Source organism: Winogradskyella ouciana (assembly GCF_009709615.1).
GTDB classification, from domain to species: domain Bacteria; phylum Bacteroidota; class Bacteroidia; order Flavobacteriales; family Flavobacteriaceae; genus Winogradskyella; species Winogradskyella ouciana.
Genome location: NZ_WJYA01000010.1, coordinates 25,514 through 49,233, shown reverse-complemented (window position 1 = coordinate 49,233; position 23,720 = coordinate 25,514). Strand labels below are relative to the sequence as shown.

12 protein-coding genes are annotated in these 23,720 nt (G+C 31.9%); 6 read left to right on the top strand and 6 right to left on the bottom strand.

What is annotated here, in order from left to right; genetic code table 11:
* The first annotated feature begins 10 nt into the window (after window positions 1–10).
* Genes F1003_RS15050 through F1003_RS15025 form a run of 6 tightly spaced genes read left to right on the top strand, consistent with a single transcriptional unit; the run spans window position 11 to window position 10,758 of the window.
* Window positions 11–1,453 (top strand): hypothetical protein, encoded by a 1,443-nt coding sequence (locus F1003_RS15050; RefSeq protein ID WP_155090265.1) that lies wholly within the window; start codon window positions 11–13, stop codon window positions 1,451–1,453.
* 18 nt (window positions 1,454–1,471) lie between these two features.
* Window positions 1,472–3,481: a caspase family protein gene (locus F1003_RS15045; RefSeq protein WP_155090264.1), complete on the top strand. Its 2,010-nt coding sequence runs from the start codon at window positions 1,472–1,474 to the stop codon at window positions 3,479–3,481.
* Window positions 3,482–3,491: 10 nt separating this feature from the next.
* Window positions 3,492–5,576 carry a caspase family protein gene (locus F1003_RS15040; protein WP_155090263.1) on the top strand — a complete coding sequence of 695 codons (2,085 nt, stop codon included), beginning with the start codon at window positions 3,492–3,494 and terminating at the stop codon, window positions 5,574–5,576.
* Between the two features lie 20 nt (window positions 5,577–5,596).
* Entirely contained in the window at window positions 5,597–7,324 is a 1,728-nt protein-coding gene (locus F1003_RS15035) for a caspase family protein (RefSeq protein ID WP_155090262.1), read from the top strand.
* A 6-nt stretch (window positions 7,325–7,330) separates the two neighbouring features.
* Window positions 7,331–8,680, top strand: coding sequence for a CHAT domain-containing protein (locus F1003_RS15030; protein WP_155090261.1), 1,350 nt, complete (start codon window positions 7,331–7,333; stop codon window positions 8,678–8,680).
* Window positions 8,681–8,691: 11 nt separating this feature from the next.
* A complete protein-coding gene (locus F1003_RS15025; protein ID WP_155090260.1) occupies window positions 8,692–10,758 on the top strand; it encodes a CHAT domain-containing protein in 2,067 nt (688 codons plus the stop codon).
* A gap of 9 nt (window positions 10,759–10,767) precedes the next feature.
* Here the strand turns inward: F1003_RS15025 and F1003_RS15020 are convergent, their stop codons facing one another.
* The 6 genes from F1003_RS15020 to F1003_RS14995 form a co-directional block, all read right to left on the bottom strand.
* Window positions 10,768–15,162 (bottom strand): caspase family protein, encoded by a 4,395-nt coding sequence (locus tag F1003_RS15020; protein ID WP_155090259.1) that lies wholly within the window; start codon window positions 15,160–15,162, stop codon window positions 10,768–10,770.
* 5 nt (window positions 15,163–15,167) lie between these two features.
* The gene (locus tag F1003_RS15015; protein WP_162306995.1) at window positions 15,168–15,875 is read right to left on the bottom strand and encodes a hypothetical protein; all 708 of its coding nucleotides are present in this window, start codon (window positions 15,873–15,875) and stop codon (window positions 15,168–15,170) included.
* A 50-nt stretch (window positions 15,876–15,925) separates the two neighbouring features.
* Entirely contained in the window at window positions 15,926–17,095 is a 1,170-nt protein-coding gene (locus tag F1003_RS15010; protein WP_155090257.1) for a CHASE2 domain-containing protein, read from the bottom strand.
* Complete coding sequence (locus F1003_RS15005) at window positions 17,096–17,995, bottom strand: hypothetical protein (protein ID WP_155090256.1); 900 nt, start codon at window positions 17,993–17,995, stop codon at window positions 17,096–17,098.
* 278 nt (window positions 17,996–18,273) lie between these two features.
* Window positions 18,274–21,273, bottom strand: coding sequence for a CHAT domain-containing protein (locus tag F1003_RS15000; protein WP_162306994.1), 3,000 nt, complete (start codon window positions 21,271–21,273; stop codon window positions 18,274–18,276).
* A 243-nt stretch (window positions 21,274–21,516) separates the two neighbouring features.
* Window positions 21,517–23,625 (bottom strand): T9SS type A sorting domain-containing protein, encoded by a 2,109-nt coding sequence (locus F1003_RS14995; protein WP_155090254.1) that lies wholly within the window; start codon window positions 23,623–23,625, stop codon window positions 21,517–21,519.
* Window positions 23,626–23,720: the final 95 nt, after the last annotated feature.

Sequence of the window (23,720 nt, the reverse complement as noted above, 5' to 3'; positions counted from 1 at the left end):
AATTGATATTATGAAAACAAATTACATTAAACCCATATATGCAATCGTATTTACAGTCTTTTTATCAGGAAATGCTATTGCACAAGAACGATACAGAGTGACTTATGACTATCAAACTGAAGAAGTTAAATATCTAAAGCTAAATAAAAATGGTAAAGTCACTGATACTCTAGAAAATTCTAAAATAAAACGTAATAGCCTAGTTGAGCTTAAATTACGAAATGTAAACCCTTTTGCAATACAGGTACAAACTGATGTAAAAGAAGAAGAATTGTTTGAATCTGGACAAGGGTTCAATTTTAGCTCGCTTTTAGGTGGTATTAAAAAATTTACAGACGATGATATAAATTTACACACATCTAATCTGCCTGATACCGACGCTTTCGAAACTACTAAAGACAGCGCTAGTAGAGGCAAAACAAGAGCTGCAGTAGATAGTGATTTTGAGGATTTAAATAACACCATAACAAATGTTTCGGCATTAAAGACAACATTGGTATCTAATCTTCTAAATCCTAACTTAGACAAAGAGACCATTCTTAAAAATTTATTAGAAACTGCTGATAAAGAAATAGATGTGCGTTTACCAAGTGCAAAAGATAATTTTTATGTATATCTGGCAAAGGTCGAGAAATCTATTAAAGATAGTCGCTCTCAATTAGAAGGTAACCTAAACGCTATTTCTAACGACATTGAAGCTTCTATTGAAAATGAAGACATATCAATATCTAGAGGTGAATTAGTATCACGAAATATTGCACTCTCAGACTTACAGCGTTTAATGACTAATTTAAATAGATCTACAGAACAAAGTTTACAGAATTTAGAAGTATTGCGCTCACTTTACACAACACTCGAAGCTTCTAACTTTGAGCAAACCTATGATTATGAATTATCAGCAGATAAAGTAAATATTGAGCTAAAATTTGTACAGAGTGAGTTCTCTAACAGCATGGATAGTGATAATACACAAACAACACTAAAGAAGAGAAATATAAAATTACTATCTAAAGGTGGTTTTAAAATTAATACCAGTGTTGCTATGACGCTTAATAACTTTGGTTCTAGTTCTAACAAATACTATCTAGATAATGGTGTTATTGGTGCAGACAAGAATGACTTCTTTGTACCCAACCTTAGTACTATGATTAATTTTTATCCATTTATGGGTGAGAATTTTAATCTCGGCGGAAGCTTTGGTTTATCCATTCCTATTTCATCAAATGAAACTATAGAAGGTGTTAACTTCCTTTTTGGTCCGTCGATGTTTTTTGGTAGCAAGAGTCGTTTATCTCTTTCAGGTGGTTTAGCCTACGGACCTGTAAAACAATTGACTAATGGTTTATCCGTTGGAGATACAACAAACTTCGATAACGTTACAGATTTTACAAGAAACGTGTATGATTTTGGATACTATTTTGGTATCTCCTTTAGCTTATTTGACTTAAACTAATTTTTTAAAACTTACAAAATGAGAAAAGTAATACTACTTACACTAATGCTAGCATTTAGCTTAAATGCTATGGCAGAAAAGTATGGACTTATCATCGCTGTTGGTGATTACCCTGCTAAAACAGGATGGTCCTCTATTAGTTCAGTTAACGATGTACAGTTAATTAAGAACACGCTTTTAGACCAGAACTTCACTGAAAGTAACATTTTGGTTTTAAAAAATGAGCAAGCGACTAGAACTGGAATTTTAAAAGCAATTGAGGATTTACAATCTAAAATAAAACCTGGAGATATTGTAGTGATTCATTATTCAGGCCATGGTCAACAGATATTTGATGATAATGGTGAAGAAATTGATGACAAAGACGAATCTATAGTACCCTATGATGCCTTGGTAAAGTATGTACCAAATGTATACGATGGCCAAAACCATATTAGAGATGACGAAATAGGTAATATCATTGCCAATTTTAGAAATGCATTAGGCAAAAGCGGTCAGTTACTAATCTTACTAGATAGCTGCCACTCAGGTTCTGCAACAAGAGGAGGAAAAGCACGAGGTGGAGAAGCCACGTTTGCACCACCAGGCTGGACACCAGATCCTAATCGTAATAAAAAAGATAAAGGACTTTTAAAACCTACTAAGGCTGGTCCCAACGCATCACCTTTTGTTATGCTTTCTGGTGCCTCAGCAGACGAGCTTAATTACGAATATGAGGGTTATGGCTCTTTAAGTTTTGCGTTTAATAAAGCCATGAGCGAATTAGGCTCTGATGTGACGTACAGAAAGTTATTTTCTTCCATTGCCGCAAATATGAATGTGATAGCACCAAACCAATCACCAACGATTGAAGGTGATGTAGATTATAAATTATTTGGTGGCGAGTATGTTAAACAACAGCCTTACTTTGAAGTTTCAAAAGTATCTAGAGAAGATATCATTAAAATTAATGCAGGCAAATTACAAGGCTTGTTTAATGAAACTACTGTTAAAATTTTACCAGCAGGAACTACAAAAGTTGATGACAATAAAGTGATTGCTCAGGGAAAAATAACAAACGCTTTTTTTAATGAGGCCATCATTAGACTTGACTCGCCTCTAAATACAAAGAATGCAAAAGAATATTGGGTGTTTATTGATGAGTTAACTTATGGAGACATTAAAATGAATCTGTACATCGATAAGTCCGTAAAATCCAAATCCGTAAAAAAGGCACTGGAGAGCTTCTTAAATGAAAAGAAAGTAGGAGCAATTGTTAAGGACAGCTTAGATGCCAATCTCATCATTGCAGAATCTAAAGACACACTTTCTGTTCTTACAGTACGTGGCCAAGAAACCGCTTTAAATAGTGATGAAGCTATATACAGGCAAACGAAAATAGATGGTGACTATAATTTTGAGGATATCACCAATACTCTATTTAATTATGCCCAAGGGTCTTACCTTAAAAATTTAAGTTTAAAGAATTACGATTATGAGTTTGAATTCCGTTTACTACCTGGAAAATATGATGAAGATACGGATACCGTAGAATTTATAGAAGAAGATGCTTTTACCGATGAAGCAGGAAAGTTTAAAGTAAATACAAACAATGATATTGTATTTTTAGAGGTGACCAATAAAAGTGAAAAACCACTATATTTTAGTATTATTGAGATTAACTCTAAAGGCGAAATCGCTCCATTTATGCCAAATGATGTTTATCAAATTAATGATAATGAGCGTCTTTTAGCACCGGGAAAGACAATGGTATTTGAAGATTGTCCATACGAATTTGGAGACCCATACGAAACCCTCATTTTAAAAGGTTTTGCTACTCCAAAGCCTATAAATTTTAGACCCACTGTAAAAACCAGAGGACCAGTTACAACTCGTGGTCCAGGCGGTAATAATCCTTTAGAAGATTTTGTTGGAGAAACTTTTACTCAAACTCGCGGAAGTGGAGGTAATAAAGGAGCCAGGCTAAAAGGTAAAATCGATGGCTATAGTACTGAGTTTGTGTATGAGATTGTGAAAAGTAAGGAGTAAAACTGAATATATGAAAAGAGCATTTATTCTTATTTTCTTTTCTATTATTATGAGTGTGCAGGCACAAGAAATGCCCGCACCCTCGTACAATTCTATGGGTTTAAAAGTACATTTCGATGACACTTTTAATAATCCTGACCTACGCACAAATATCTCATCTTTTATAAAGCAAAAACAAATTGGGTGGATTGAGAAAGACAAATCTAAAAGTCATATTTCGTTGAGTTATAATGACGAGAATTATACGATAACTCAATTACCTGACAATAGAATCACTTATAAAATAGATAATTCTAAACCGAGTAAAACGATTGACCTTTTAGAAGATAAAATTTATCAATATGCTTATGGTTTCCAAATTAAAAATTTGAACCTTAAAAATGAAGCCTATAAGTTCAGCTTTAGACTTCTACCTGTTGTTTATAATACTAATGAAGAATTAGAGACAATTTCTGTAGATAATCACCCTAAAACCAATGGTATTCTAAATTTTAATACTATTGATTCTGCGGCAATTTTAGAGGTAACCAATCTCTCTGATAATCCTATTTACTTTAGTGTTATAGAAATTAATAGCAGAGGGGAATTATCTGGATTTATACCAAACGTTAATTGTGCACTCATAGGCTCAGAAAGAAAAATACCACCTCATAAAACCGTAATTTTTAGTAGCTGTTATTTTCAATTTGCGCCTCCTTTTGAAACATTGACATTAAAAGGCTTTGCATCTCCAATACCTCTAAATTTAAATCCAATGATAGGAATTGAGACTCTAAAAAGTAGAGGTTCAGATGATAATGCATCTTTAGAATATATTAAAGATTTTTATACGGAAATGTTTACTTATGAATTTGAGTATAACATAGTAGATGAAAAAGGCGAATTACCTTATAACACAACAATAGATAAGTACGAGTTAAGTTATTCTCCAGAACTGCAATCAGCACTATTAGATCTATCTACAATTAAAGAATACTTTGGAATATTCAGTTTACAGTACAACAATAAACTTATTGAAATATCTGAAATACATAAATCATTGGGTAATATAGAAGAAGCCAAAGAATACGATTTAATATTTGAAAGTGCACAAAGAGGTAAATCATTAGCGAATCTAAATTCTGCTCGATACTTATTCGATTGGTATAATGACGAAAACATTGAAGGAGAAGAACTACCCGAGCATTTTGATAAAATGTCAGATTCTTTAAAAATTTTATTTCTCTTAGAGGAATACAAGAAAAAAAACAACCACATTGCAGTTCTTAACAGGCAAATTGAAGCTCTTAACGAACAACTTAATGGATTAAATACTTTTCGTTATGATAACCAACTTACAAGAGGCACCAAACCAAAAGAAAGAAAAAAAGATATAGTTTCAGAGTTCACCTATAGAGCACTCATCATAGCAGAAGAAAATTATACCGATGACAATATCAGCGATTTAAAGTTTCCTATTGATGACGCTACAGAGTTAAATGATGTATTAATAAATAACTATGCCTTTGAGGCATCAAACATTACATTTCTAAAAGATGCTACGCGCAGAGACATATTCGATGCCTTGGATATATTATTTAAGAAAAGTTCTGAAAAAGATCATCTCTTAATATTTTATGCTGGCCATGGTGTATATGATGAAGATTTTAAAAGAGGCTACTGGCTTCCTTCTGATGCGGTACTAGACAGTAAGAGTTCATGGATGTCTAATCTAGATATAAAAGACTACATCTCTAATATAAAAACCAAGCACACGCTACTTATTAGTGATGCTTGTTTTAGTGGTTCTATATTTGAATTTAATAGAGATGTAAATACGGAAACCTCAACAAGAGCAGTCGAGAAACTCTTAAAAAAGAATGCACGTAATGCCATGACAAGTGGTTTAGACAAACCTGTACCAGATGAAAGCGTGTTTATTAAGTATCTACTTAAAACGCTAAAAGAAAATCAGTCTGTGCACTTAAAGGCAAGCGACTTATTTAAAACCATACAAGAAGTGGTTTTAAATAATACGGAGAATATTCCTCAATATGGTGTGATAAGAAATACTAACCACGAAGGTGGGGAGTTTATTTTTTTAAAACGCGAATAAGAACAATATAAATTTTAGTCATGCAATTTCATAAATCCTTAATGCTTGTTTATATTTCGTTACTCATCAAGCCAGGCGTTGACCCAAATTTGCCTATTGGCGATTTATATATCATCTCTGTTGGTATAGATAAAACAAGTGCTTATGAATACGATTTTAAATATTGCGCTAAAGATGCAATAGATTTTAATAATAAAATACGCTCTGATTTAAAATTAGAACAAGAAAAACTAGAGCATTATAAAAAAACTAATAATAAAACTAAACTCCTCGAATATAGAAGGAACGCTAAAAAAATAATTAAGAATGTGCACTCGCTTATATTAATTAATGAAGACGCTACCAAGGAAAATATAAAAAACACTTTCTTAGATATAATCAAAAGAGCTAAACCACAAGATGATTTTATTTTCTCTTACAGTGGAGTATCCGTTCAATCTATAGAAGGTAAAACATTTTTATTACCATATATCAACTCAAATGATCCTCCTTTAAGAACGGTCATTGGTATTGATGATTCTATAACTAAAGGTTTTATCCCATTGGCTGAAATAGCGCATTTAATGGAGCAAATTGCTTCAGAAAATCAATACGTCATATCAGAAGCTGGCTATGGTAAAGCCTTTGGTCTTAATTTGGTTTATAATCTTTTTGAATCAAACCCACAAATAATTGAAGGCACTGATAGAAATAGAGTAATCATTACTACTAAAGGACCTGGTTTTGAAGGTGGAAGTTGCAATGATAGAGAGATAAAGAATGGAAGACTTTATGATTTTATATTATCAAGTCCAAATCTACATTTAATTTCATCAAACTTTAGAGCATTTGAACTCAATTTATTGAATGCGCAACGCTATTGCGAAATGGATAATCCAGACTATGTAAAAATCTATAATGAATCTGATTATAGGGATATCTTTCTAAGAATCACTCAGAAAGCCGCCTCTAGAGGATCAAAAGCAAAAAATAACAATACCAAAACAGAAACTTTAGACGAAGGTACTCAGGATGTATACGCTTTTGTAATTGCCACAAATGAATACGATGGTATGGCAGATTGGAATAATCTAAAAAACCCAATCAATGATGCAAAAAAAATTGCTGATATTCTCGAAACAAAATTCAATGTTAAAACTAAAAGTGTCTTTAATAAAAATAAAACTGAAGTTTTAAAAAGTTTTATTGAATTCAACTCTAAAATTGACGGAAACGATAAGCTTATCTTTTTTATTGCTGGCCATGGTTACTACAGTGAATCCTTTTCTGATGGTTATTTGGTTTTTAAGGATAGTAATGACCTAGGTGAGGACTACACATTAGATAGTTACTTATCAATGGCTAAAATAAACAGGCTTTTAGATGGAGTTAAGGCAAAACAGGTATTCTCAATTTTCGATGTATGTTATGGAGCCAGTTTTGAGTTAAATAATGCAGATTTGGTAGCTGAGAACTATAGCAACACAAAATTTGATAAATCTATTGAAGAATTCATACAAGAAACTGATGAAAACTATGCTAGAATAGTTTTGGCATCTGGCAAATATGAAGTCCCTGATTATTGGAATAATTCTTTAGACCATTCCCCATTTGCAGATAAGTTAATAACCGCGTTAGAAAATGAAGACGACTTCCTGTCGCCTGGTAAAATATACTCTTATGTAAGAGGAAATGCCACAACTCCAATTTTAAAAGAGTTTGGAAGGCATCATCCAAGAGGCGATTTTTTACTTAAAGTTTTAAATTAATGTATCATGAAACTCTTCCTACTATCACTTGTTGCTTTTTTCGCTTTTAACCTTGCCTCATTCGGACAAGAAGATGAGCTTCTTACAAACGAAATAAAAGATATTATAAAAAAACATGAAGAAAACATTAGAGCACTATACAATGTCAGGGGAGCTCCCCAAGATTGGATAGAAACAGACAACTTTGATGACCGCTTATTAAAATCGGTATTAGATAAATATTTATACAAAAATGTCGGAATCTTAGTTTACACTTATTACGATAATAGTTTAAAGCTGAGTTTGTTTTCTAAAGGTTATGGTAACGTGGCTTATGCTGAGAGTAAAGTAGTAATAGATTCAGTGACATTGCAGAATCATGTAACTAATACCAATCTCTTATTTTCATCAAACTTTCTTAACAGAGCACCAAAGCTAAGAGGTGCAAAAGCTAAAACCGTATCTGACACTAATTTAGAAGATTCATTTACAGAACTTAATAAAATCCTTTTACCACCAGAATTAGGATTAGGTAATTTTAACCACCTTATAATAGTACCAACATTCAATATTGCAACCTTGCCTTTTTCGGCATTTAAAGTTAAAGAACGATATTCGGATGAGGAGTCTTATTTAATAGAAAAAATGAGTTATTCTATAGCTCCGAACTTATTTGAGCTTATGCTTTCTAGTGATAGAAACACCACTAAGTTTAATGAGAGGATTAATGAGGTTACTTACAAATGGGAAAATGCCCTATTTGTAGCGAATCCAAAATATCCTGATAATTTAGACTGGGAGTTTCCCGATTTACCAGGTGCGGAAGAAGAAGTAGATTATATCATCAAAAACTCAAATCCAACGCTATTTAAACAGCTGAATAGCAAAGAGGCTACTAAAGAAAATACATTAGAAAATATTTGCGAGTACGACTTATTATATTTTGCTACTCATGGTATATCCAATTCTGAGCAACCTATGGATCATAGCTTTTTGGTACTCGCAGATAATAAGACAGATAAATCCTATCTATCGTTAAGGGAGATTATGAATATTAGACATACCTGTAAACTCCAAGCTGATCTGGTGGTCCTAAGCGCGTGCCAAACAGGTTTAGGAAAATCTCATAAAGGAGGTATTATTGGATTAGCAAGAGCATTTCAAATTGCTGGCGCACAACACGTATTAATGAGTCTTTGGAATATAAGCGATAGTGAAACCGCAACGCTAATGAAGTTCTTTTTTAATGAGTTAGAAATTGCTAAAGAGTTAATGCCTCATGAAGCGCTTAGAAATGCAATTTTAAAATATAAAAATGAAGTTAATGATGATCCAAAATATTGGGCTGCCTTCTCAATTTTTGGTGTTCCATATTAAGATAAAATACTATGAAGTACTTTAATCTTTTAATAATTCTATTAATTACACATGCAGTTTCTGCACAATCTAAAGAAGCACTTCAACAGCAATTTGATCAGCAAATAACAGAAATTGCAGAATTAGCCAAAAACGGCCAACTGCATGAGGCTATAAGAAAAGGAGAATTGGCTAAAAGTTTTGCTTTTGAAAATTTTAAAGATTCTAATAGAAACCAATTCAACATATTAAATAAGTTGAATTTTTATTACAAGTTCTTAAATGATTATGACAACGAACTAGCAACAAATATTGAAATTTTTAAAATAAGAAATGACGATTTAAAAAAAGAACAATTAACCTACACCAATTCCTTTAAAGAACTCTCTGAATATTACCTCAGTTTTGAAAATCCTAAAGCAATAATACCAACATTTAAAAGTGCCGACGAAAACATATTACAACAAACCGAACAAGCATTTCAATACCGCTTCGAAGATGAACGTGCTACATTTCTCGAAAATAACATTTTACCATTTATAAATTTATTTCATTCATTTGCTTACAAAACCAATTACAGATACAAAAGCTTTAATCATATAATTACTAATAACGCTCTTTTGGTAAAAGGAGCTTTATTAAATTCATCTAAGGATATTATCAAAAACCTAGAAAGCTTAAATGATGATATTATAAATAAAAAAATACGAGAATATAGAAACCTCAAAGATTTTACCACCTTTCAACTAAGTCTTAATGAAAAAGACAGAAGCAATCAGCTTTTAACCATGCAGGGTCGTTTAATTGGTTTAGAATCTGAATTAGTATTATACCACAGAAGAAATTTTCGTGAAGATTTTACCTTAAAACGCGAATGGAGACGTATACAACTCAAAGAAAAGGAAATAGCCATTGAGTTTGTAAGATTCAACTATTTTAATGAGAAATGGATTGATAGCACCCTTTATGTGGCTCATCTTATTAAAAAGCACCCAAATGCTTCACTAGAAGTGATCCCATTGTTTGAAGAAAAGCAATTACAACATATTATAAAAAATACTTCAACAAAGGGAATGGATAATTCCAGGGGTTCAAAAGCACATAGAATTAACAATACTACTACTGAAGACCTTTACAACCTAATCATTAAACCTCTTGAAAAGCATTTAGAAGGCATAAAAACAATTTATTTTTCACCTGATGGTATGTTACATCAAATTGCCCTAGCTGCATTGAAAAACACTGAAGACAAATTACTTACCGAACGATTTAATCTTATACAAGTTAATAGCTCTACCTCAATTAAAAGAGACCTTAAACAACCCAGATCTGAAACCGCTCTTTTTATTGGTGGTGTTGATTATAGCTATAATTCCGACGGAAAGCCAATGGCAAAACAATCTACACTACCAGGACTGAGAAGTAGAAATAGTATTAGAGGAGAAAATGAAAATTGGCCATATCTAAAAGGCACCAAAGATGAAATAGAAAATTTAACAACCTTATTCAATTTAAAAGGCAAAACATCCAATTATTTAACCAGTAAAGCTGCCGATGAAAAGGCTATAAAAAACTTAAGCGGTAATAGCCCTAATATTCTGCATATTGCTACACATGGTTTCTTCTATGAAAATTCTTCAGATAGCAGTACCACAAAAACCAATGAATATAAAAGCTCTAGCAACCCATTGCTGCGCTCGGGATTGATATTAGCAGGTGCCGACTATGCATGGCAAAATGGTTATAATCCTTATGAAAAAGAAGATGGGATATTAACGGCTTTAGAGATATCTAATTTAGATTTATCTCAAACCGATTTAGTCGTATTAAGTGCCTGTGAAACTGGCCTTGGTGATATTAGAGGAAATGAAGGGGTGTATGGTTTACAACGCGCATTTAAAATGGCTGGTGCAAACATGATACTAATGAGCTTATGGGAAGTACCAGATATAGAAACTGCAGAATTTATGACCAGTTTTTATGAATTATGGCTAGAAAATAATGCAATTCGGCAAGCATTTAATGAAACACAGAGAAAAATGAATAATTTATATCCGAACAACCCAGATAAATGGGCTGCTTTTGTGTTGATTGAGTAAACACTCAAGCTATTCTAAAACCCAATCCCACTCTAAATTTTCGGCTCTAGAGGTTGGGCGTTGCATATTATTGGTTAGCTCTTTTACTTTTTCATAGACATAGGTCTTCAATTTAGAAATTGGTATTCCTTCTTCTCCACTCCATGTATCGTAACCTAAATCATTAAGCGCATTTATAAAACTATAGGTAAACACTCCATTTTTCCATTCGTCATCTTCATAGGCAAATTCAGAACCTCCTGCTGCCGAAATTACATAAGCACCATTACCTCTATCGCTATCGAAAAATAGGGTTTGCATAAGCCTAAACGTTTCTTTATTTGTTGCTCCTTTACTTTTAGCTTTGCTACCCTTTGCTCCTTCAGGAATATGCTCTACTACTTTTGTCTCTAAGGTCTTATTGTTATCAGTTGTATCGAGCTCTCCGCTATGACAAGCGTCTATTAATAATAACTTTCTGCGCGCTGGTATATCCGTTAAAAGATTTTGTATTTCTGTATAAGAAATTCCATGTTTTTCTGGAGCATCAAAATCCATATCGTACGTAGCAAAGTAAAACTCGTTGTCCTTTCCTATTAGTCCATGACCTGAGAATGATATTATAACTGTATCGTCAATATCTGTAGTTTGTAATACAGTCTTTAACTCATTTACATCTGTTTTATTCACATCTTCATTGAGTAATTTTTTTGAGTAAGATCTATCCTCATATTTAGAAGTTAAAACCTCACTTATTCGTTCTACATCTTTATCTGCATACCTGAGATTCATAGAACTATCTTGGTACTTAGATACTCCAATACCTATATAATATAATTTAGATTTAGTCCGTGGTGCAGTACTCGTAATTTCAAAAGTAACTGGATCTGATTCTAAACCGATTTCATTTTTAGTTAAGATTGAAACTCGATTAATTCCATTATTTAAATCAATTGAAATATTTATTTCTTGTTTATCACTTATAACCTCTTTATTAGTGGGCACTCCATTAATATAAACCAATAATTCCTTTGCCTTTGATGTGTTTTCAATGTTTAAGTTTAGTTGCTTATATTCAGAAAGTATAGGAATTTGAGCTCTATTCAATAGTTTTAGTTTTGGTCTATTTAGACTAAAAATATCAGTGCTTTCATCATAACCATTTCTCGTCAATCGTTTTAAATAGGCTTCCTTATACAAACCATATAATTTTGGTGAAGCAAAACCAAGATTTTCCATTATTAAATCTGGTCTGTTTAAAAACACCTCGTAATCTACAAGTGGTAATGCTTTTCCTTTTCTAACAAAATGAAAATTTCTAATATCTGACTTACTTGCTTTAAAGAAACCATTTGGTGTGATCCACACCAGGCTAATATATTCATCTTTCTCAAAGATTTTACATGTAACCTTTAGTTCTAAATTGTCTAAATTAACTACGCTTATTCCTGAATCTTTGCTTAAAACATATAATTGGTTTTTAACTTGAGTAATACCAATAATTTCTGAATCAGAAATTTTTTCTACATGCTTTGGAGAACTAATATCTAGATCCCAAAATACTAAAGAACCATTGTCTGTGCCTGCTACAATTATATTTTTACTTTTTAAGTATTTTGAAGTTGTTAGCGATTGTCTTGCATAATACGTTTTTTTCTCAACGACAGAATCATCATTAATTACATTATGAATTAAAAACTCGTAGTCTGTATAGATATAATTATTCATATCTATTTCATCATCATATTTGGTATTGAGTTCTTTAACAAATTTTAAATCTGATAGGTTATGTAATCTACTTTTATCATTCTTTTGAAAATCTTTAGAATGTGGTATTAATGCAATTCTATTTGATTCTTCTGCAAATACCGCTTTCTTTATTTTTTGATTTACCCTTTTAGAAATTAACCTCTTATTCTTTAAATCTATTAAGTAAATATTTTGCTTCTCGACAAGTTGAGAATTATTATAGAACAAAATATAGTTCTTATCATTTGTCCAGACTCTTGTATTGGGATTTTCATTATACGCTATTTTTATAGTCTTACTTTCCCATAAAATTGAATCTGTGTTTTTGGCACTTACAATCCTAAATTTATGATTTTTAGAGTCGAATTCCTCGCCAATATTATCTAGCATAAGAATTCTATTATTATCTAAAAGTACGTTATCGGTAAAGCTCAGAAGTTTATCTTCAACTTCTAAAGTCTCTAAGTTTATAATCCACTCTCCTCTATAAAGAAGTTTTCCCTCTTTGTTTATAATTAAGTCGTGAGGCTGTGTAAACTTAGGTTTATGATTATTCCATCTTACCCTGGCATTTAAGTCTTTATTAAAGGTATAATAAGCATCGTTATATAAAAAATAGTTAAGTCCTTCATAGGTTTTATATAAACCGTATGATGAAGGAATTTTATATGTTTCAATTATTGATGAGTTTTTTAAATGGTAACTAACAATAGTAAGACTATCTGAATACCTATCTGTTTTGTCAATACCTATATCTACTCTGTTGTCTAATTGAAGGACCTTTGAAATTTTAGTATTACTCTCTAGTTCTAAAATAGAACTTATATTACCAGAGTCTTTATTGTATATCTCTAAATTCTTTTTGTCCTTTAAAATAAAAACAGCTTCACTGAGCGGAAAAACATCAGTTTTATCTTTAAGCACTGATACATCATGAGAATATCCACTATTGGCATCTAAAATTTTATAGCCCTCGAAATGAGATTCTGTTACATTATGATTTGGCGCTACATTAACACTTTGTAATGCTACTAATACCTTATCGCTATCTGGAATGCCTCTAAAAGTTTCAACATCTGTTCTGTAATATTTGCTGTTCGACAAATCGGTTAATAGTTTTACTGATAGGTCATTTGTATCTATTATCCAAAATTTAGCATAACCATCACTGCATATCCATTCATTATTTTTAGTTTTTAGATTGTGACATTTTGCGTTTAAGCCTTTAAAATCGGCACCTACAAATAGATTTACTTTAGCAATACCTGTTTCTATATCTAAAACCTTTAATTTGAAGTCACCATAATTCTTGCCTTGATACTCTTCAAAAATGAGACAATATTTACCTTCATTATCTAAAAAGGGATTTATATTTTCTGAAAACTCAATGTCGTAGAGTTTCATTTTGTCTAATGACGACCATATTTGAAATCCATTGAGTTCATACTTTGGGCTATCTTCAATTAAGAGCAAGTTGTTTTTTGGGCTAAATTGTACTGCATTAACAGCAACCTTATTATCCATTATTTTAGCATCTAATGGATTATAAAGTGAGTCAATTTCACTCACTGTCTTCACCTCAGAATATATAGCCTCGTCTTTTAGTTGGAACTTAAATATTCCATGTTTTTCACCTGCTAAACCATAGCCTTTGTTTCCGTACAACAAAACTTGCCCATTGCCAGTCTTTACAAATCCATCGATAACAGAAAAAGGCGTAAGGTTAGACCATATTTGTTGTTTCTTTTTCTTAGTCGTGAAATCCTCATTAATGATCTCACTATTAACTTGTTTCCAAACGGTACCATTCTCTATTGCACCTTTTATCTTTAAGTCTTTTGGTAATTCTGATATCTCTTCAAGGTTAGATGCATTAAACACTTGAAAATACTCTTCTGTAGATAATGACGAATCACTAGTCATTGGGTTAGCATCCTTTTTCAAGACTATGAAATCATCCTTTTCAGAGAAATAAATAGAAGTAGTTCTATCCTTTAATTTTTTAGAATTTATTAAACCCAAATCTGGTAAGCTTCTTAGCTCTAAAATATGATCATGAGAAACTTCTGCACCAAAATACTTGTAATAAACAATAGCTACTTTGTCACCTTCATTATTTACCTTAATATTTCTAACAACACCACTGGAAGGAACTACTTTGCGATCTGGTAAAGCTTGTAATTCACCAGCTGCTGGAGACTTATTTACATTACCATAATCATCTTTGTAATCGTAGTATTTATTCAAGCCTATAGTAGCTATCATTGGGTTTATATAATTAAAGGAGACATAAAAATTACCTGCTAATTTATTGGCTATTTTTCGTTGTGTACGGTTATAAAAGTAGGTAGAGTCTTCAGGATATTCGAAAAAATTTCTATAAAATTTTCCTTTGGTTCTAGTCTTAATTATGATAAGTGGTTGCGGTGTGTCTAAATACTCAAAGCTACTGATATATTTATTTTTAATATTTATAAGTTGAATCGAATCTTTAACCTTTAACGTCTCATAATCTGCAAAATAAAGAGATACATCATTGGCAAAAATAATCTCGTTACTACTGGGATTGTAGAGTAAATCATTTATTACATGAGGTGTCTCTAAAAATGTCTCTTGACCAGTTGCATTTATACAGAATGCCAAAAGAACAAAAAAGACTAACCTATTTTTTAACATTACTTCTACTTTTTACAAATCCCATAAGTCTCACAAATAGATTCTTCTATTTCTGTACTCGATAAACCAAGTACTTTTAAGTCTTTTATCAAATCTTTATAGCTAGATTTCAGTGCTTCGTATTCTGATCTTTCAATTAATGTGAAAGCATAAAAAGGTATATTCTTAAGATTTGGGAATTCTAATGTGGTTACAGACCATTCAAATTCATTTCCTTCAGCAAAAATGGGATTGTCATTATAGAGTGTTAATGTATTACCATTTGTTGCAAATTTATGCACCTCTTCAGAATTCTTAGGTCTTATAATCACATAATATTGTGAAGCCTCATCCTGAGTTTTCCAACTTAAAGTTAATTTAGAACTTGCTGTTTTAGTACTATCTCTAGGATATTTCATAAGTACGTCTCCTCTAAAAACGCCTCCAATAATCGTTTTGCCAGACTTACGTTTTAATAACTCATCCCATATGAGTTTAAAATATTTTGAGGTCAATGATTTTTGATCTTCAATGGCTTTATTTTGGATTATGCTTTTATAAGTATAGGTACCAACATCTTCTATATTAAAAGCGTCTCCTTGGGAATCTATAAGCATAATTTCTGAAGGTGAGCTAACATATATAGTGCTTTTCTCATTTAAAAAATCTCCTTTGTTTAAAGGTCTTTTTTTACCGTCAATTTTTGCTATAATGCCAGAGTTGGTCTTAAACACACAAAGACTGTCTTGGGCACTTAGCATTGCAGTGCAAAAGAAGATTATTATTAAGATAAACGACTTTCCCATTTAAATTTTTTATTAAGGTATTTAACTAAATGCTCATAGTAATCTATCATTTCTATTCCCAGTACCGATAACAGTATCATTGGCACCACACTTAGATATATATTAGCTTGTAACAATAATAAAGCCAAATACACTAAAATTACAGAAAGTAGTAATTGAATGATCTTTTCTGAGAGGTCAAAAACAAAACCATTTTTAACGTAAAGTTTCATGGAAAAGAATATAGTAAAAAAGCAAACAACAAAAGATAATAAATAGGTGGTGAATTTAGAGATTCTATAGAGTAAATTCTGTTTAGAGAGCATATTTAGAATATTGGCGTGTATAATGACTCCAAATGTATCTGGCACTGCTCTACCAACCCATTCTTCGTTTAGTGGTGTAAAGTGTTTATCTTCAATATCATAGGCTACATTCTCATCACCTAGATATCCAAGTATTACAACTGCATCTTTAAAAGCCGGAATTTGTTGAGAACTCAACACTTTTTCAAAATCAAAACTTAAAAAAACATCCTTGTTACCAATGTAGTTTATTGGAATTGGAACTTTAAATTCCTTTAAAGCATAGGCCTCATCTATATAGCCTGCTTTTAATGCCAATTGCGTGGAAAAAGCAAATTCCTTGTTATCCTTTCCCTTTACGCCTAAAAAATCCCTTATAACGGTATTTTGCCCTTTTAAGTCTAAATTGATATACCCTTTATCTTCGTCGTTAAATTGGAAGTATTTATGATTATTAACAATTGAATCATTCTCGTGAAAATAAGCCGTTACAATATTATCCTTAGATGAAATAGCTGCTTTGAGCAAAGAGTCTGAAAATTCCATTTTTCTATCCTCAAAAATAATATCCAGGCCTATAACACGTGGTCGGCTTTCACTAATCTTATTGATAACCTCTGCTATTTGAAAACGATCAGCATGTTTAATGTTTACTATAACTATTTTGTTGTTTCGTTGCGCTTTATTTATGCGCTCAGAATAATACATGTCTGTAAATTTAAAATCCTTGAAAGCCTTTTCAAAAGGGTCTAAGATAGAAAGGTTTACAAATGCATAATATAATATACCGGCAATTATAAATGTCATTACCGTACATAGCAATGCATCTCTGTACAACACTTTAACAGCGGATATTTTTTTCAATTAGTTTGTGATTTTTTCGATTGCAGAAGCGCCATCAGAAATTATAGCATCTTTATTATCGCTAAGCATACTTGGTAATTTATTGATATACTTACTCTTATTACCTTCATATTCTTCTAGCCTTACATTTATCTTTACGACTCCATAGTTATCGTTATCATCTAGTTGAGTAGTGATCGGGATATCATAATACCAAGGAGATAATATGGGCTTATCAATTAAATTATCAGCTCCATATTTAAGATTTTTAAAATCGTATTCTTGCTCAATTAATGTAGCCTTTAATGGAGTTCCATCATCACCTCTCCATTGACCTTCAATTAAAATTGAAATTTTTGCGTTTAAATCTTCATCGGTGTACACCTTAGTTTTAGAAAAGAAGACTCTCAACTCATTAAAACTTAGCCTCGTTATACCTGGATTTTGTGGATCACTTATCAATTCAATTACAGCATAAAAATTTAATAAATCATCTTCTTCTACTCTTATAACATCATCCATACTGAGTGATGCTGATGCACCTCTAGATTTTGGCATTGCACTAAAATCATTTTGTACAATAGATGTTATTTGCGCTTTCTTTTCTGGGTTATTAGGTTTAGAATATTTTTTTATATGAATCTCTTTAAATGTTTTTTCTACACTACCTAAATCCGAGTTATAGTAGTTATTTATAGATAGTGACTGAGAATATCTGCTAACTAAAGACTCTGATGTTTTATCCGCTAAATACGATGCCCCAAAGAACACACCTTGTAGAACGGTTTCTATTAATCCTCCTCTAGTGTCTGCTCTTTTCATTTCTACAACAAACTCTTCGTTAGATTGAATATTTGATCTTTGGTGTACTTTGCAAGAGCATATAAGCAATAACAATAGCAATGAGATTACTTTTTTCATATTTTAGAACTTTAGGATATGTAATTTATAAATTAATATTTAACAAAATACTAAATTTATTATCTACTAGCTATAAATAACAAAAAGGTTGCCAAAATTGGTAGTCTTTTAAATAGAATAAGCATAATCGTATACCAAAAGTAATAGGAAGTTACATATAAAGGCAATCTCAACTGCATGAATTAAAATTGGAATGTCATTAACAGAACAATAATCAGATCGTCTTTATCTGAAGTTTAAAAGTATAACAGGAAGAGCTAATCTTAACTATTAATTTATTATTCAAATAAAACAAAAGCCGCCCACTTCTCTGGGCTTTTAGCATATTTTATAGACATGGTACGCTGAGTTTGGTTAAAGGCAGTTCTTATATTTAATCCGCCAAGCCACTTATCATAAAATATCTGCATAAACTCAGAGGTTTCTTTGTCTGGCACTTCCCAAAGACTCATCATTATAAGATCCACACCAGCCATTTTAAAAGCACGCTGCAAACCGTACACACCTTCACTGCCATCTATATCGCCCAAACCTGTTTCGCATGCACTTAAAACCACCAAATCTGTATTAGATAAATTGAGATTGGAAATTTCTAAGGATGTTAGAATACCATCTTCTTGTTCATAAGGGTTAATTCCGTTTTTCCATGCATAATTTCCACCGGCTAAAATCAGTCCAGAACGCAAAAGTGGATCTTCTGAATATGTATAAGGACTCAATTTACCTTGTGCTGCGTAATCGGTATTGTTTTGTTTATAGTTCTCATAGAAAAAGCCATGTGTAGCTATATGAATTATTTTAGGGCTTTTGCCATCTAAGTTTTTGAACGTTTCTTCAGAAGCTTCTTTACCAGAAAACATTTGATATGAGACTCCATAATTGTCAAAGTTAGATTTTAGTGACTCAACCTCGTTTAGCGTTCCAGGCAAATAATCCCAAAAATCGCCTTTAGTATTACTTGTTTTACTAGATTTAAAACTTTCTAACTCTTTAATGTTTAGCAATGTGCTATCTAGCATTTTACCATTTTTAGCGTAATCATATTCTATCCCACCATAAATAAGTATATCATTAGGAATCAGTTTTTTTGATCGTTCTTGTAGTTTCCCTGTACTACTTAACCTTATTAAATCATATTTGTCTATAAGTCTTTTGTTACCATCTACAGCAAGTGCGCCAAATGGTATTTGGTTGAGAATACCACTTGGTGAAAAATAAATCGTATTTATATTATCAAGTTCAGCCTCTAGAGGTTTCCAAATTAAATGATAAATACTTTCGAAATTTGAAATACTTTTGGCTTTAGAACCTCTTGTTTTATAAAGTTCACTGGGGCTTTTGTCTTTAACGAGTTCTAGAAGATCCCTCTCGTTGAACAAACTAACCATTTTTGGATGTACCCAATCTTTTTTATACAGATAAGCAACATAATAAGAATCAATTAGGGAGTCCTCATTAGTATTTCTAAAATTGGAAAATTCTATAGCTATTTCATCCTCCTTTAACTCTTGTTTTGAGAGAATCCAATCCTTTTTTAAATTGGTGTTATTCTCATATTTTTCAGCATATAACTTCGTTAACTCTGCTTCTTTAGAATTAAGAACGTTATAGAGACTATCTAAGGTTTCGGTTTTCTGTGATATACTGGAACTAACAAGTTCTGAGACTTTGGATTTTAGTTGCCTGTATTCAAAGATCATATTTGCTGTTATAGAATCTGTATTATCCGATAACTTTTCAATTATTTGCTTGGATTGTGATAACAGCAAGTTCTTTAGCAATAATTGGTTGTTTAAGTTTATATAAATCAATTGAGAACTTAACTTTTTATTATCTATGGCCAATGCTTGCAACTCATCAAATTCTGGTCTTAGCATTTCCATGAATTCTTTGTTTTCTTTTTCTGTTCTAAATTTAAAAACCTTGTCTATTTGGTTAATCGTTATAGTGTTTGATGCATCAAAATAATTATATGCCTCATTATGATTTGAGTTCAATAAATGCGCTTTCCCTAAGTTTTTCAAATAAGCACCATAATCTTGGTGGCTTTTACCTAGTCGTTGAGCTACATCAGTTTCATATTTTTTGAGTATTGATAAAGCCTCATCGAATTTTTCCGTTTTCATATAGGCTTCAGCTAAGTCTTGTTGCTTTCTGTAATATCTAACCGGATCTGGTATTGAATTGCCTTCCGATAATTTTATCCCTTTTTTTATAGAAACTATGGCTTCATCATAACGTTCTAAAGCTAATAGGGACCTTGCATAATTATTTAAGTAAAACCCATATTCTGAATGTGATTGTTTGATGCCTTCGTTTTTATCTAAAATGGACATAGCTTCTCTAAAATGCTGCTCTGCTTTAAGAAACTCGCCTTTTTTTAAATGCATTTGACCCTTGGCATCAATTAATTGAGCATAGTTAGAGTGTGCAACATCATAAATAGTTTTACAAGCTTCTATAGCTTTATCGTAGGTTTCTATTGCTTTAGTATAATCACCAAGCCTGGCTTGATAATATGCCAAATTTTGTAATCTTTTAGGGTAATTAGAGTCATCTTTTGGTGTATTCTTTAAAACATTATTTATAATGCCAATGGCTTTTTGATAATCACCTATATTATCGTAAGCAACGGCCAAATTATTATCGGCATTAATCAGGTGCCTATGGTATTTGGGTGTCCTTAGCATTATTTCCTTAAATTGCTTAAGAAGTTCTATTTCCTTTTTATATTGATTGGTATCTTTATACAATAAAGACATTGTATAAATAGCAACTGCATAATTATAGCTTGTATCTCTTACACGTTCTGGATACATGGTAATGACTTTGCGCTGCAATGGGATAGCATTATTCAATTGACCTTGAGACCAATATATTTGACTCAACAAACTCAAACTCTTAGCATATTCTGAGCTGTTTTCACCATAAACAAGTTTCATTATATTCCCATATCTCAGGTTATACGAAATGGCCTCATCGTAATTATCTAATTTCCTGTAAGCATAAGAAATACTATTCAAAGTTTTGGCATAATCAACATTCTCCTTACCTAAAATAACTTCTATAATACTTAAACGCTTTTTTAGCGTATTAATAGAATTTTTATAATCCCCTAATCGACGGTAGTTTAACCCAAGACCATATAAAAGTTCTGAATATTTTGGTAGGTGGGTTTGATTGTTAAGCTCTAAACACTCAATAGCTGTTGCATAACATTCAACGGCTTCTTTCCTTTTTTTGTTTTTTACATAGGTTGTTCCTAATAACTCAGCCACTTTACCTAAGTTCTTATTGCTAGGTTTTTTTGTTTTAAGTATGATGTAAGACTTTTCTAAATGAGGAAGGGCCTCCTTTACTTTACTACTATCTAATTGAATCTTTGCATAATTAAAATGACGATTCCATGAATTAGAGCTAAGATTTGGTTTTTGAGAAGAACATGATGTAATTAAAGTTACACTTAGACAATAAAAAATTATGAAAAACCCACGTAGATTCATCTTTATTAAATTATTCTTTTATTGTTTTATAACCCTTACAGTTTTTGTTGCATTATCACCTAAAAGTTTAAAGAAATACAATCCAGATTTTAAATTTGAAATATCAATTACATCCAAAGTAGTTTCAACTTCCTTAACAAGCGCACCAGTAACCGAAAACACCTGTATACGATTCAATGAACCCATATTCCCCGAAACATTAACAGTTCCGTTTGAAGGGTTAGGATGCAAAACTATACTATTTAATGTAGAATAGTCTGTGGTTGATAGTACAGAGCTAAAGTTGTCATTAATTATCAAGGTCTTAGGTTCACTTGTGCAATCTGTTATATCTGGCCCTCCGTTTACCCAACCACATATTGCAGCTGTAGTAAACTTATTGTCATAGATACCAGAGCCTTCAAATACTAATTGTGGATCATAACTAGAATCTTCATATTTTATTTTAATGCGGCATAACTTGGCTGGTGTGTTAGAGACATTGTCAGCCGCGAACATAGTTGTACTATAAAGTTGTCTAAAGCTCCAAGAAAATCTAAAAATATCACTATCAGTAATGTTTTCTGGGTCTGCTACACCATTTATGTTATCTAGGGGGAAAAGTGATGAATAGACATTAACATTTGGGTCAGAGTCTATAGTTTGGCCAGCTATATAACCTTGGTCTGAAGGGTGGGTAATCTGAACATTTTTATATGCATTTACAAATGTACCAAACGCATCAGTATTATATCTAATAAATAATTTTCCATCCCCTAGTTTAAAACTACTACCCGGAGTCGTTGTTTTTATCATAACATCAACTTCATAAAAATCATCAGTTCCATCAGTAGTGTTTTGGGCATTGGCAAATGACAATTCAATATCTTTATCACTGCAATCTAATTCTACAACTTCGGCTTCTAATTGGTTAGATGTGTTGTCTTCATATACATAAAAACCTTCGGCATCTATCGGATATTGGGCATCATTACCAAATGCAACATCTTCGTACCATGTTTTTAATACCAAATCCCCATAAAAATCAGTTTCGGCAATTTCTCTGATACCATTTAAAGAAAAAGCATTAAATAACTCATATCCATTTTCTATAGACTCGCCTGAACAGATATACAGAACTTTTTCATCATAACTACCAGATGGCTCTGGGTCCATACAAATATTAATTTCTACATTGTCTTGGCACTGACCATCTTCAACAATATAATTAAATGTAAAGAGTTGCCCTAAACCAGATCCCGTATTAGGAAAATCTGCGTCATCGTCATCATTGCTAAGCGTAATAACTTTAGGACCCCTTGGCCCGAAAGGCCCACTAAGGAATTCCCATCGTCTAGTTACAAAATTTGGTGTTCTGCCTGTATTAGTTAAAAAATCATCAACAACAGCATTTAAATCAACATTTTCGCCATTATCTATGCATCTAATCCAATTACTATCTGGGTCATTATTATAATAATCTTCTTCCTCACCAGCATAACAGTAAGTGTCTGAGATTTGAAATCTATCAAAAGCAAAGCCATTAAACTGGTTTATATGATCAGATCCAAAAACTATTCTAAATTTAATAGATTCCACTCCTAAAAAATCCTCTAAAGTGTAAACAGCTGTTTTCCAATAGTCAAAATAATTAGACCAACCACTCGTGCTAAGCGGCCCTATAGTACCTGTATAATTCATCCAATTAATAATTGTTCCAGAAGGTGGGTTTCCGTCTGAACTAATCAAAGTATTCCAATTTGCACCTTCATCAGTAGATATTTGAATTGTAGCAGCATCAGGCGTAGCACAATCCAAATAATAATTAAATTGTAGATAAGGTGTCGTTAAACTTGATAAATCAAAAACTGGACTCTCTACCCAGCCAAATTCATCAGTAGAATGATCTCCACTTAAATTCGTTACCCAAGCAATATTACCCGATGCAGCAGAATTTATGTAAGTTGCAGATGGTACCCCCAATTCCCAAGAGGTGTTTGCTCCATGTACGGTCCATCCTCCTGGTCCGGATTCAAAATCTTCTAAATAAGGATATGACGTGATTTGAGCATTTAGACCATAAATGCAAAACATAAATGAAAACCATAGTTTAAAAACTATGGAAAAAGTGTTAATAGCAAGTTTCATTTTAATTAATTAAAAAGCAGAAATAGCAAGTAGTCTGGGAATGTTTTTCTAAAATAGGATAATTTTTCGTTACTGAAAAATAAAATATACCAATT